The 14,079-nt window shown below is 33.1% G+C and carries 11 protein-coding genes; 5 read left to right on the top strand and 6 right to left on the bottom strand.

Annotation, left to right across the window (positions count from 1 at the left end; genetic code table 11):
- Nucleotides 1-59: 59 nt before the first annotated feature.
- On the top strand, nt 60-536 hold the full coding sequence (locus RF683_RS00370; RefSeq protein WP_309532260.1) for an IPExxxVDY family protein: 477 nt from the start codon (nt 60-62) through the stop codon (nt 534-536).
- A 3-nt stretch (nt 537-539) separates the two neighbouring features.
- A complete protein-coding gene (pyk, locus tag RF683_RS00365; RefSeq protein ID WP_309532259.1) occupies nt 540-1,970 on the top strand; it encodes a pyruvate kinase in 1,431 nt (476 codons plus the stop codon).
- 49 nt (nt 1,971-2,019) lie between these two features.
- Here the strand turns inward: pyk and RF683_RS00360 are convergent, their stop codons facing one another.
- Nucleotides 2,020-6,201 (bottom strand): T9SS type B sorting domain-containing protein, encoded by a 4,182-nt coding sequence (locus RF683_RS00360; RefSeq protein WP_309532258.1) that lies wholly within the window; start codon nt 6,199-6,201, stop codon nt 2,020-2,022.
- Between the two features lie 108 nt (nt 6,202-6,309).
- Nucleotides 6,310-8,106: a translation elongation factor 4 gene (gene lepA, locus RF683_RS00355; protein ID WP_298659188.1), complete on the bottom strand. Its 1,797-nt coding sequence runs from the start codon at nt 8,104-8,106 to the stop codon at nt 6,310-6,312.
- 156 nt (nt 8,107-8,262) lie between these two features.
- Here lepA and RF683_RS00350 point away from each other — a divergent pair, with 156 nt between their 5' ends.
- Complete coding sequence (locus tag RF683_RS00350) at nt 8,263-8,955, top strand: SIMPL domain-containing protein (protein ID WP_309532257.1); 693 nt, start codon at nt 8,263-8,265, stop codon at nt 8,953-8,955.
- On the opposite strand, the gene dinB is transcribed toward RF683_RS00350, so the two are convergent.
- Entirely contained in the window at nt 8,952-10,028 is a 1,077-nt protein-coding gene (gene dinB / locus RF683_RS00345; RefSeq protein ID WP_309532256.1) for a DNA polymerase IV, read from the bottom strand. The genes RF683_RS00350 and dinB overlap by 4 nt on opposite strands.
- A gap of 90 nt (nt 10,029-10,118) precedes the next feature.
- Here dinB and RF683_RS00340 point away from each other — a divergent pair, with 90 nt between their 5' ends.
- Complete coding sequence (locus RF683_RS00340; RefSeq protein ID WP_309533174.1) at nt 10,119-10,586, top strand: CYTH domain-containing protein; 468 nt, start codon at nt 10,119-10,121, stop codon at nt 10,584-10,586.
- Between the two features lie 11 nt (nt 10,587-10,597).
- Here the strand turns inward: RF683_RS00340 and RF683_RS00335 are convergent, their stop codons facing one another.
- From RF683_RS00335 to RF683_RS00325, 3 genes are all read right to left on the bottom strand, one after another.
- Complete coding sequence (locus tag RF683_RS00335; protein WP_309532255.1) at nt 10,598-11,050, bottom strand: septal ring lytic transglycosylase RlpA family protein; 453 nt, start codon at nt 11,048-11,050, stop codon at nt 10,598-10,600.
- 53 nt (nt 11,051-11,103) lie between these two features.
- Nucleotides 11,104-11,526: a hypothetical protein gene (locus tag RF683_RS00330; RefSeq protein ID WP_309532254.1), complete on the bottom strand. Its 423-nt coding sequence runs from the start codon at nt 11,524-11,526 to the stop codon at nt 11,104-11,106.
- Nucleotides 11,527-11,594: 68 nt separating this feature from the next.
- Nucleotides 11,595-12,158, bottom strand: coding sequence for a 5-formyltetrahydrofolate cyclo-ligase (locus tag RF683_RS00325; RefSeq protein ID WP_309532253.1), 564 nt, complete (start codon nt 12,156-12,158; stop codon nt 11,595-11,597).
- 125 nt (nt 12,159-12,283) lie between these two features.
- Between RF683_RS00325 and uvrC the strand changes: the two genes are divergently transcribed.
- Nucleotides 12,284-14,077 carry an excinuclease ABC subunit UvrC gene (gene uvrC, locus RF683_RS00320; RefSeq protein ID WP_309532252.1) on the top strand — a complete coding sequence of 598 codons (1,794 nt, stop codon included), beginning with the start codon at nt 12,284-12,286 and terminating at the stop codon, nt 14,075-14,077.
- Nucleotides 14,078-14,079: the final 2 nt, after the last annotated feature.

Below are 14,079 nucleotides of genomic sequence, written 5' to 3'. Positions count from 1 at the left end.
CGTTAAATTTTTACATTTCTAAGATTTATATATTATATCTTTACGATTATTTCATATAAATGGCAAACTTAAAACTTACAATTGATGATTTTTACTCAAGTGATTTTGAGTTAATTGCCATTCATACCTCTCTAGAGGACTATAAACTAGCTTTTCATATTAATAAAACTTTAGAACTTTCCTTGTCAAAAAGTCAAAAAGAAATTTCTATAAAATCAAATGAGGGAATAGGGGTTTTTTCTTGGTTCTGTTATGATGACAGTAAACATGATTTAGAATGGAATTTATTAGCAAATAAAACAGCTGTTGCTTCAGAACAACTAAATATTGGTTTGTTCAATGAAACAGCTTTTGCTTTACAAATGCACTTAATTCCTGAATTAAAAAAAGCCGATTATTTGTTGAAAATTGAAAATTTAGATTATCGGTTTGATACTAAAAAAGTGATACGTAAAATAAGTGAAATAAACCAGATTTCTACAACATATATTGTAGATGCAGAAAATATAAAATCAATTAACAATTTAATTTTTTAAAAAATGCATACGAGTAAAAAAACAAAAATTGTTGCCACATTAGGCCCTGCATGTAGCTCTAAAGAAGTGATAAAAGACATGATAAATGCAGGTGTAAATGTTTTCAGAATCAATTTTTCTCATGCTGATTATTCAGATGTAAAAGAGCGAATAGATATCATTAGAGGATTAAACGATGAATTTGGATATACAACTTCCATATTAGCTGACTTACAAGGACCAAAACTTAGAGTGGGTGTAATGAAAGAAGACGTTGTTGTATCAAAAGACGACATCATTACTTTTACTACTGCAGAAGACGTTTTAGGTACTGCAGAAAGAGTTTATATGAATTACAAAGAATTTCCAAAAGATGTAAATCCAGGTGAACGTATCTTATTAGACGATGGAAAACTAATATTTGAAGTTGTTGCTACAGATAAAAAAACAGAAGTTGTTGCAAAAGTAATTCAAGGTGGTCCCTTAAAATCTAAAAAAGGAGTTAACCTTCCTAATACAAAAGTTTCTTTACCTGCTTTAACCAAAAAAGACATTCAAGATGCCATTTTTGCAATTGAAAATGATGTAGATTGGATTGCATTATCATTTGTAAGAACACCAAAAGACTTACAAGATTTAAAAGACCTTATTGCTAAACATTCAGATCATAAAATTCCGATTGTAGCTAAAATAGAAAAACCAGAAGCAGTTGAAAATATTGATAAAATTGTCATAAACTGTGACGGATTAATGGTAGCTAGAGGTGATTTAGGGGTAGAAGTGCCTGCGCAAGAAGTGCCTCTAATTCAAAAAAAATTAATTCTAAAAGCAAAAACCGCTCGTATTCCTGTAATTGTAGCTACACAGATGATGGAAACTATGATTACAAGCTTAACGCCTACACGTGCTGAAGTTAATGACGTAGCAAACTCTGTGATGGATGGAGCAGATGCTGTAATGCTTTCAGGAGAAACTTCAGTAGGAAATTATCCTGTTCAAGTTATTGAAACCATGTCAAGTATTATTCAAAGTGTAGAAGACTCTTCTTTAATTCAAGTTCCTCATAATGCGCCAAACATTAGAAATTCAAGATTTATTACAAAATCTGTATGTTTTCATGCGGCATTAATGGCCGATGATATTAATGCTAGAGCAATCACAACATTAACAAACAGTGGATATACTGCTTTTCAAATTTCTGCTTGGAGACCAAAATCTCATATTTTAGTGTTTACATCAAACAAAAGAATTGTAACCCAACTAAATTTATTATGGGGCGTAAGGGCTTTTTACTATGATAAATTTGTAAGCACTGACGATACCATTGAAGAAATTAATCAGATTTGTAAAGAGAAAAAATACGTTAAAAAAGGCGACATGGTTATCAACCTTGCAGCGATGCCAATTGCAAACAAAGGAATGGTAAATACACTTCGTGTTTCTGAAATGGAATAATAAATTTTATACTATACATAAAAAAGGAGGCAAAATTTGCCTCCTTTTTTTATCTCTTCAAAGTAAAGTGTGATTTAAAAATAACCTTTTGATTGTCGTCTGTAAAATATTCTACAGTAAACCAATAATCTGTAGACGGTAAATTTTTACCATTATATGTGCCGTCCCAACTTTGTTTTGCTGGAGAAAATTGTTTAATTAATTTACCATATCTATCAAAAATAGCAATAGTAGCATTTGGTTGATATTTCAAATCCCAAATGTTCCAAAAATCATTATAACTATCTCCATTTGGAGTGAAAAACAAGGGATAATTAATAATGTGTATTGGTCCAATTTTTACACTATTGCATCCCGCTAAATCATCTCTAATCCAAACATAATACGTTCCTGATTCTAAATTCGAAAAAATAGTATTTGATTGAAAAGCACCTAGTGATCCATCTGGGTATTGTAGCTGAAAACTATATTGTCCATAGCCTCCCGTAACATTTACTTGAATATAAGCTTCTTCTTCAAAAGCAGAACTTACTGTAAATGAAGCAATAGCAGCGCTGGAGGCCGTTACAGTAACCGTTGTGTCGTGATAATTACAATCTGTACCGCTCTCGGGGGTTAGTTTAATAAATTTAACATCATATATGCCCGCTTGATTAGCTGTAAAACTTGGTCCTGTACTAATTAAAGCTCCATTAAGATACCAATTTACGGTAAAAAGAGCGTTGTTCAATCCCGTATCTACTGTATAATTTTGTAGCGTTTCATTTGTATATGGATTTACACAAATAAAACCATCTTGTAAATCAATTTCTAGTAAAGGGTGTATAGTAAATGTAATTGGTTTTTCGTCATAACAATTTACATTATTAATTGCGGTTGCATACATGTATATAATATAATTACCAGGAGTAGAAAATGTATAATCTGAAGGATTAATTAACCCGTTTCCTCCTGATTGCGTATAATAACCAACGGTAAAGTTTCCAGTAGGTAAAGGTGGTAGTGTATAACTGCCACAATATTCATTAAAGGTAACAAGCATTGGTAATGATGGTGTTTGAGAAACATGAACAACAAAACTATCTTCTTGTGTACAAATAACTCTATCGCCATTTTTTGCATATACATAAATAGTAATGTCGGTATTAGGAGAATTAAAAACAAATCCATTAGGAACAGGGTTAACTCCGCCCGGATTAAAATAATACCCTATTGAATAGTTCACAGGTGTGGGGGGCAAATGTGACAAAGCGGGCAACATATAATTCTGTGATTCACAAACAAAAACATCTGGGTAATTAGGAAGATTTATCCCTCCAAAAGTAACCGTAAAGGGCTTATTTATCTCACAACCCGTCGCTGGAACAATATTGTATAAATAAAATGTTTTGGTCTCTGAAAAAACATCTGTTGATTGCACAGCGCTTCCTCCTCCATTTGGACCGCCTGGCAAAGTATAAATGGTTCCATTAGTAGGTGTTGGGATTGAATAAGGAACACAAACGACTCTGTCTAACACGCCGTCTGTTAATGGATAGGGATTTAAATTTATAGTAAAAGCAGATTGATTAGCACATCCATTCGCGTCTGGAGACTTATAAATATAATATGTGCCAGGATTTAAATGTGTGCCCGTTAAATCAATTATTTGTCCCGCAAAAAGTTGGGTTTGCCCAACGACTGATGGTCCCCCAGGTAAGGTAAAATATACTCCATTTGTTAATGGCGGTAAAATAAATTGCCCACAAAATGTGCCGCTTGTAATCGTATCAACTAAAGGTAGTTCGTGGATAATAATATCGTATTTTAGATTGTTTGTACAATTAGGCAAAGTAGTGGTAGTAGCAAAATAATAAATCGCTTGAGAATTTGTTATAGGCATACTAGGATTTACTGCAATGCCGCCTCCCAATGGCTGTGTAAAATAACCTCCAAAAGTAATGGGGGGCAATATATATTGGCCACAAGCATGAATAGTAGTGTAGAGAGAAGTGTCTACAATTTTTACTTCGAACGAATTTTCCTTTGAACAAAAACCATTTGTTGCATACACATAAACCGTTTGTGAAGATGTAATGAATTGTCCTGCAAAAAGAGGTGTTCCCGTTCCTCCAGTGCCTGAAAAATAAGAACCATTCACTAACGCTGGTAATTGATAAGAATCACAAGTAATAACATCTGCAGGGTCATCTACTAAAGGAATAGGGCGAACATTTATAGTAAACAATTCATCTCTACAAAAAGAACCGTCTAATTCAGCGTAATAATAAAGATCGTGCGTTTGATTTGTTTGTGTTGTGTTCACATATTCTGTACCTGGGGCAATTAATGTTCCTCCGCCTGAAGGCCCACCTGAAGCCGTATAAAAAGCACCAATATTGAATGGTGGAAAAGGAACTGTAAACGTACCACAATTGTTTAAAGCTAATTGATATTCATCTATCAAGAATAATGTAAAAGTAGTCTCATTTGTACATCCAGAAGTATCAGGTCCTGAATAAATATAATACGTTCCTCCATTAGTTAATACATCGCCAGGATTATAATGGATCCCTGTGCCCCCTGTGCCCGAATAATATTCTCCATGTTCTATAACTGGTAAGGTAAAAGAACTACATTCAATAGGGTCAGGAAAATCAGAAACTAGTGGTAACGGATTTACTGTAAAATTGACCGAAGTTGTATCAAAACAATTTGGATTTAAATTGTCATGCATTCTAATATAAACGGTTGCAGTTGTAGTTCCTGCTGAAATTGTCAAAACGGTAATTGGATTCATTCCGGTAGTCGCTTCTGCTTGAGTAGCATAATACGATACGGTGTAATTTGTTTGAAGTAATCCGTTTAAAACTTCTAAATCTAAAGCATTAAGTGTATAGTTTATAGTGGTCGAATTATCGCATAAATTAACTGTAGCAGGCTGAGTGGCAGTGGCAACATTATTTACAAGTAATAAAAAAGAATAAACAGCGTCACAGAAGTTACCCGTTTGAACGTTTTTTATTTTAAGATAAACGATTTCCCCTCCAATACTTGAAAAAGCATTAGGTGTGCCAATAGGAGTATTAGCTGCAACATCAGCTAAAGAAGCGTAATAAAAAACATCATACGTCGCAGGATCTATTCCTAATTGTGTCTCATTATTTACAGTTAAATCATAACTATAAACGGCAGCGCCCGTATTGCATGTTTGTAAATTCATGGGATTTGAAACTGCCAAATCAGAAAAGACTATAGTGTCTGTAATAATGCATGAGCCCTTTGTAGCTTCTACAGTATACGTGCCTGATTGTGTTACTTGATAAGAAGAATTGGTAGCGCCATTAATTTGGGTGCCATTTAAATACCAAGTATAAGAAAATGAGGTGTCTAAATTAGTATTTAAGGTAAACGTATCTCCATTACAAATAATTCTATCTGATCCCAAATTTAATGTTGTTGTAAAACTACCTGCTTTTAAAAATACTGCTGAGTCATATCCCGAATCATTATAATCTCCAATAACAAGTCTAATTTTATAAGGCGTATTAGGAATTACGTTTGAAGATGCATTCATTACTACTGTATGCCCTCTCATATTAATAGTTGAAGCTACTACATTCGTTGGGTTATATACGCTAAAAAAAGTTGAATTTGAAGAGGCACATGCAGCATTGTAAGCGGCATCTCTAATGTCTTTTACCGTCACAGGTGTTGAGGTGCCAGGGATAACGGCTAAATTTGTTGAAACGCCAGTGCTTAAATTCGTTAATACAAATGCAAAAACATCACTAAAACCACATTGGTATTGGCCATACTCATTTGAGGCAAATAAAAAATCAAAGCTAAACGTACTTGAAAGGGGTATGAAATCAAATTCTAAAAACCCCACGTCTGTTATAGAAGCCGTTTGTCCAACAGAATTACTTAAATTTTGTAAATACGCATCGTTATTTGTATTGATTTGACTACTTAAATTAGAGCCACTATAAAGTCCCTGTGTGTGAGTTGCAATGCCGTTTCTTATAAGTATACCTTGATTAATAGGAAAACTAGAGCCGTTGTTTGTAAAAAAAGCAACCGATTGAGGAGAAGAAGTGCTAATATTTGAAACCTCAACACAAGAATTACCTAGTAATAAACTCACTAATTGTGACGAAGAATAAGATACGTCATCAACACTAACTGTTTGAGAATAAACAGAAAAAGAACAAAGAAAAAAACCTATCCATAACTTTTTCATCCCATTCATTACATCTAACTATTTTTCTGTATAAATGTAATAAATTTATTATGTTAAATTTAGGTTTTGTAAATAAAAATTAGTTTTATTTTATTTTTAACTTTTTTTAACACCTGTTTAGTCATTCAGTTTTAATACCGCCATAAATGCTTCTTGCGGGATTTCAACATTACCTACTTGTCGCATGCGTTTTTTTCCTTTCTTTTGCTTTTCTAATAATTTTCTCTTACGCGAAATATCTCCACCATAACATTTAGCTGTTACATCTTTTCGTAAAGCTTTTATAGTTTCTCGTGCTATAATTTTTGCTCCAATCGAAGCTTGAATAGGTATTTCAAATTGCTGACGAGGAATTAATTCTTTTAATTTTTCACACATTTTTTTACCTATGGTAAAGGCATTGTCAGCATGAATTAAGGCAGATAAAGCGTCTAATTGATTTGCATTCAGCAAAATATCCATTTTAACTAAATTAGATTCACGCATGCCTATTGGGTGATAATCAAAAGAAGCATATCCTTTAGAAACCGTTTTTAAGCGGTCATAAAAATCAAATACAATTTCTGCCAAAGGCATGTCAAAATTTAACTCCACGCGCTCTGTAGTTAAATATGTTTGATTTGTAATCAATCCTCTTTTTTCAATACACAAACTCATTACGTTACCCACAAAATCAGATTTCGTAATAATAGTTGCTTTGATATAGGGTTCTTCTACGCGGTCTAACTTACTTGGTTCTGGTAAATCACTTGGGTTGTTTACTACAATAGCTTTTTCAGGTTCTTTTTTAGTATAAGCCAAATAGGAAACGTTCGGAACAGTAGTGATAACAGTCATGTTAAACTCACGTTCTAAACGTTCTTGAATAATTTCCATATGTAACATTCCTAAGAAACCACAACGGAAACCAAAACCTAAGGCAGCCGAACTTTCTGCTGTAAAAACCAATGAAGCATCATTCAATTGAAGTTTCTCCATAGATGCTCTTAACTCTTCATAATCTTCTGTATCTACAGGATAAATACCAGCAAACACCATTGGTTTTACATCTTCAAAACCAGAAACCATATTTTGAGTAGGTTCTTTAGCGTCAGTAATGGTATCTCCCACCTTTACTTCTTTCGCTTCTTTAATGCCTGATATTAAATAGCCAACATCGCCTGTTGATACTTTTTCCTTGGGTACTTGATTCAGTTTTAACGTTCCTACCTCATCAGCAAAATATTCTTTCCCGGTAGCCATGAACTTAATTTTTTGACCCTTCTTGATTTCACCATTAACTACACGAAAAATAACTTCAATTCCTCTAAATGGATTATAAACAGAATCAAATATTAAAGCTTGTAATGGTTCTTCTTTATTTCCTTTAGGAGCAGGAATTTTTTCAATAATAGCAGCTAAAATATTTTCTACACCAAAACCTGTTTTTCCAGAAGCATGAATAATATCTTCAAGTTTGCACCCTAGTAAATCAATAATATCATCACTCACCTCTTCAGGATTAGCAGAAGGCAAATCTACTTTATTTAATACAGGGATAATTTCTAAATCATTTTCTAATGCTAAGTATAAATTTGAAATAGTTTGCGCTTGAATACTTTGGGCGGCATCAACAATTAACAAAGCACCTTCGCAAGCAGCAATAGAACGAGATACTTCATATGAAAAATCCACATGACCAGGAGTGTCAATTAAATTTAGAATATACTGCTCACCTTTGTAAGTATACTCCATTTGAATGGCGTGACTTTTTATGGTAATACCACGTTCACGCTCTAAATCCATGTTGTCAAGCAATTGGGCTTTCTCTTCACGAGCAGTTACCGTTTGAGTTGCTCCAAGTAATCTGTCAGCAAGCGTACTTTTTCCGTGATCAATGTGTGCAATTATGCAAAAATTTCTAATGTGTTTCATTATTCAAATCGAATATCAAGTTCAAATGTTACCAGCAGCTTATAGAAGCTATTAATCTGCAAATATAGACGATTTACCCGATTTAAGGAAATTATATTTTATACAAAACCACAATATAAATAGTTACATTTCGTTTACAATAAAAAAACAACTTTTATGAAAAAACTCGTTTTCCTTATTCTTTTAGCTACGCAATTCACATTCGCCCAAAAAACCATTCAAGTGAATGGACTAGGTAAAACCTCTGCTTTTCCAAATGCAGCGACCTTAACCATACAGCTTGAACACATAAAGCCCACACTTAGAGAGGCTGTAACCGAAAATCAAAAAACAACTGAAGCAGTAAAAAATTGCATAAAAAAATACGTTAAAGACACAACTGACATAAAAGTAAGTCTCATTGCCACAAATAAATCTTACAAATGGGACAACAAAACAAGTAAAGAAGTATTTGTAGGGTTTGAATCTTCTCAAAAAATTATTTTTACCTTGTTAGATTTAACCAAAATGCAAGATGTAACGGAAGAACTTTTAAAAACAAAATTCAATAAAATTCAAACTGTTTCTTATTTTAACACTAATTCGGAAGATTTATTAAAACAAGCACAAGACCTTGCAGTTAAAGACGCTATAGACATTACAAAAAGACTGGCAACAAGTGCGAACATCAAAACAGGCAGCATCAAACGGATGAGCACAAATAGCAGTGCTCATGAAGAAAAATATTCTACTGAACACAATGAATTTGAAACCTATGGAAAAGCAATGGGCGGAAGGGGTGTTAGTTCAAGCGGCCAACTTATTGAATATATTGTTAGGGTATCATTAGAAACAGAAATTAATGACTAAAACTCAAATTTCAATTGTACCACCACTTGCTTTTTTTGATTGGTATTTAAATTAGACAAAGAAATGCCTAACAAGCGTACAGAATTTTTTAATTTTTCTTGATATAATAATTCCTTAGCCGTATCAAAGATTAAACTTTGATCGGCAATAAAATAAGCGAGTGTTTTACTTCTTGTCTGCTGTGTAAAATCAGAATATTTTATTTTCAGTGTAATTGTTTTAGCTGCAATTTTATATTTCTTTATCCGTCTGTCTAATTCATGGGCAATGTTTTCCAAACGGCTTTCCATATAAATTTCTGAAGATAAATTTTCATTAAAGGTTCGCTCAGCACCTATCGATTTAATCGTTCTGTTTGGTTTTACTTGACTGTAACTAATCCCTCTCGATAAATTATAATAGGACTGCCCACTATTGCCAAAATGTTGTTCCAAATAGTCAAGTGTTTTGCTTTTTAAATCTTTACCCGTGTAAATGCCCAGTTGGTACATTTTTTCAGCCGTAACTTTTCCTATTCCATAAAATTTTTTAACATCAAGCTGTTCAACAAACGTTTCAACCTCATCAGGAGAAACCGTTTTTTGTCCATTGGGTTTATGGTAATCGCTAGCTATTTTTGCAATGAATTTATTAACTGAAATCCCTGCTGAAGCAGTTAATCCGGTTTTTTCAAAAATTCTATTTCTAATTTCTTGGGCAAGTAAAGAAGCACTAGGATTGCCTTTTTTATTCTCGGTAACATCTAAATAGGCCTCGTCAAGCGAAAGCGGCTCAACTAAATCGGTATAGTCTAAAAAAATTTCTCTAATTTGTTTTGAAACCTCTTTATACCTGTCAAAACGGGGTTTTACAAAAATTAATGTCGGACATAAACGAGCAGCTTGCACGCCACTCATGGCGCTTCTTACGCCAAATTTTCGTGCTTCATAACTGGCAGCGCTTACTACACCTCGCACTTCGCTTCCACCTACCGCAATGGGTTTTCCTTTTAATTCTGGAAAATCATGTTGCTCCACAGAAGCATAAAAAGCATCCATGTCAATATGTATTATTTTTCGTTGTAAAACTTCCATAAGTTGCACAAATTACAGAAATTTTTAGGTATAAAAACAGCTGTTTATTCTAATTTTTTCCGTTATTTTGATTTTTTAGATTTAAAAAAGATGCAAGAAATTGAACGAAAATTTTTAGTTACTTCTTTAGCGGGTATTTCAGAAGCATATGCTGAAGCCAAAATAGCGCAAGGGTATTTAAATCGTAATCCTGAACGCACGGTTAGAGTTCGAATAAAAAACGATAAAGGCTATTTAACCATAAAAGGAAAAAGTGACGCCACGGGCACTACTCGCTTTGAATGGGAAAAAGAAATTCAATTACATGAAGCCGAGGCCTTACTTTTGCTTTGCGAAAAAGGAGTTATTGAAAAAACACGTTATGCCATTCAAAAAGGAACACATGTGTTTGAACTGGATGTGTTTGAAGGGGCAAATAAAGGTTTGGTTGTTGCAGAAATAGAACTTACAACTGCCGACGAAAATTTTGAAAAACCAAGTTGGCTTGGAGAAGAAGTAACCCATGATGAGCGTTACTACAATGCCTATTTAAGTGAAAAGCCTTTTACGGAATGGTAAAAGGCTTTTTATTATTTCTTAACTAATTCAATATCCACTTCAATGTGGCCGCCATATGACGCTGGCTTTATCATGTCAAAAGCTTTTTTTGTTAAGTCAATGTGTCGATTCTTGTGAAAAGGTCCTCTATCAGTAACCGTAACATAAACAACCTTTTTTGTTTTTACTCCTGTTACTTTTAACTTGGTTCCAAAAGGCAATTTTCGATGCGCACAAGTAAGCCCTTTATTACTAAACCTAACACCACTTGCCGTACGTCTTCCATTAAATCGATTAGCATAATAAGATGCGTGAGCGCCTTTATGGTACATCTCTAGTTTTTCAACTGCTTTTAAGGTGTCTTTTTTAATCGTATCTACAACTATTTTCACTCCAGATTTTTGAGCATCAGTCGTTGTTTTTACTTTATCCTTTTGTTGAAAGAACACAAAAAGTAATGGAAGTATATATACTAATTTTTTCATTTTAAACTGTTTAGGCATTTTGCGCACAAAAACGAACGTAAAAGAAATTTAATTTAAGACGCTGGAAACCATAAATTCCATGGAATTCTTGATAAGATCAGCACTAAACCTATAGCATATAAATAAGCAATTTTCTTGAATTTTCCGTTACTGCTTTCTTCTTTTTTATGTTTTGACCAACCTATTGTAATCAGTACTAGTGCAATAATATTGATTAACGGGTGCTCCATAGCTGTTAATCTTAATGCAGGATTTGACATTTGTCCTAAAGCTGCTTTACCAACAGGAGAATTAAACCAAAGCGCTAATCCAACAACCAATTGAATATGACTAAAAATTAACGCTACTAAAGCTAAACTTCTGTCTTTTTTTGTAAAATTTCTTTTTGCTGAAATACCCATAAAGGCATTAATTGTGGAAACCAATAACAATGCTAAAACCGCATAAGCTATTGTAGAATGAAACATTTGTAACATAGTTTAATTTTTAAGGGTTATGAACAAATATAGTAAAATATATTTATATGATCTGTTTGAAACAACTGTTAAAAACGATAAATGGTGTCTGGTGTAACACAAAAATCAAGTTTAACATCCAATAAATCAACCGATTCAACGGATTGTTCTGGTGTAAAAAAAGACAAGCCTATTTTTATACAATCGGGCCGGCAAGAAGCTAAAAATTTGTCATAAAATCCTTTTCCATAACCTACTCTATTTCCTTTTCCATCATATGCTAATAAAGGGACGAACACCACGTCTATCTTATAACTTGGGACTTCAATACCATCAACAGGCTCTGGAATTTGATAATGATTCTCTTTAATTTTAGTAGCATCGGTCAATAAAAAATGTGTCATTTCTCTAGTTTCAAAATCGGCTTTAGACACCACTATATTTTTATCTTTTCCTGCTAATATTTGCAATATATATTCTGTATTAACTTCTTTTTGCGAAACAATGGGTAAAAAAATATGGTAGGTGGTTTTATCCCAACAGTCAAGTTGTAATACTTGATTAGCAATTGCTAAACTCTTTTCCTCTACTTGGTCTGTAGGCAATTCTTGTCGCAACAATTTATACTTTTGTCTCACTTCTTTTTTAATCATTTTTAAGACTCCTTTTTGCGAATGTACTAAAATTATACCTAAACTAAATGAAGAACCTTTTTAAAAATAGTTAGCCACGTTTAGATTTAAATTCTATAAATTTGTAAAAGAAATAACTCTTTTTCATGACGCTTAATCCCGTAGAACTTCAAATTCAAACTTTACCCGACAGTCCGGGTGTATACCAATACTATGACAAAGAAGGTAAGATTTTATATGTAGGAAAAGCTAAAAACCTTAAAAAGAGAGTGCAATCTTATTTTACAAAACAGCATGATAACTACAAAACAGCAGTACTAGTAAAAAAAATTGTGCACATTAAACACATCGTGGTTCCTACCGAAACGGATGCGCTTTTATTAGAAAATAATTTAATCAAAAAATTACAACCTCGCTATAACGTATTATTAAAGGACGACAAAACCTATCCTTGGATTTGCATTAAAAAAGAACCATTTCCACGCGTTTTTTCGACAAGAAAAATGATTAAAGACGGTTCGGAATATTTTGGCCCTTATACAAATTTCAAAACTGTAAATACGCTTCTAGAATTAATTAAAGAACTTTACCCCCTCAGAACATGCAACTATGATTTATCAAAAAACAACGTTGATAGTCATAAATACAAAGTATGTTTAGAATACCATATAGGCAACTGCAAAGGACCTTGTGAAGGTTATGAATCATTAGACAAATATCAAAATCAAATTCAAGCGATTCGTGAAATTTTAAAAGGAAATTTTAAAGAAAGTCTTAAGGATTTTAAAAATGTAATGACACAATTAGCTGTCAATATGCAGTTTGAAGAAGCGCAAAAAATAAAAGAAAAAATAGAAATTTTAGAAAATTACCAAGCCAAATCAACTATCTTAAATCCAAAAATTACAAACGTTGACGTGTTTTCCATTGTATCAGATGAAAGCATGGCATATGTTAATTTTCTTCAAATTTCACACGGGGCCATCATCAGGTCACATACCTTAGAATTAAAGAAAAAACTTGATGAAACTGACCAAGAACTATTGCCTTTAGCGGTTATTGAATTGCGCGAACGTTTTCAGTTAACTTCAAGAGAAATAGTAGTCCCTTTTGAAATTGATTTAGGAGAAAATATAAAAATTAATGTACCTAAATTAGGGGATAAAAAAGCCGTTTTAGATTTATCTGAGCGCAATGCAAAATATTTTCGATTAGACCAATTAAAACAAATTAAAATTGTTGATCCAGACCGGCACACTAATCGCATAATGGCTCAAATGAAGAAAGATTTAAGACTTTCTGTAGAGCCAAGACACATTGAGTGTTTTGATAACTCAAACATACAAGGAACAAACCCTGTTTCGGCTTGCGTAGTTTTTAAAGACGGTAAACCAAGCAAAAAAGACTACCGCCATTTTAATATAAAAACAGTAGAAGGACCAAATGATTTTGCGTCTATGGAAGAAGTGGTTTACAGAAGATACAAGCGTCTTCTAGAAGAAAACGAGCCTTTGCCTCAGCTTATTATTATTGATGGAGGTAAAGGGCAATTGTCTGCTGCGCTAAAAAGTTTAGAACAATTAGAACTTCGAGGAAAAATAGCCATTATAGGTATTGCTAAACGCCTTGAAGAGTTGTTTTATCCCGAAGATCCTGTTCCGTTGTATTTAGACAAAAAATCAGAAACACTGAAAACTATTCAACATTTACGTAATGAAGCGCATCGATTTGGCATTACACATCATCGCGATAAAAGAAGTAAAGCCGCACTTCAAACAAGTATTGAAACCATACCTGGTATTGGAGAAAAAACAATGATTACCCTTTTAAAACAATTTAAAAGTGTAAAAAGAATTAAAGAAGCAACAGAAAAACAAATTTCTGAAGTTGTAGGTGTTTCAAAAGCCAAAAAAATTTCCGACTTTTACAAAAATGAATAATA

The organism is Flavobacterium sp. 20NA77.7 (genome assembly GCF_031326205.1).
Classification (GTDB): domain Bacteria; phylum Bacteroidota; class Bacteroidia; order Flavobacteriales; family Flavobacteriaceae; genus Flavobacterium; species Flavobacterium nakdongensis.
This window is presented reverse-complemented; position numbering and strand designations above follow the sequence as displayed.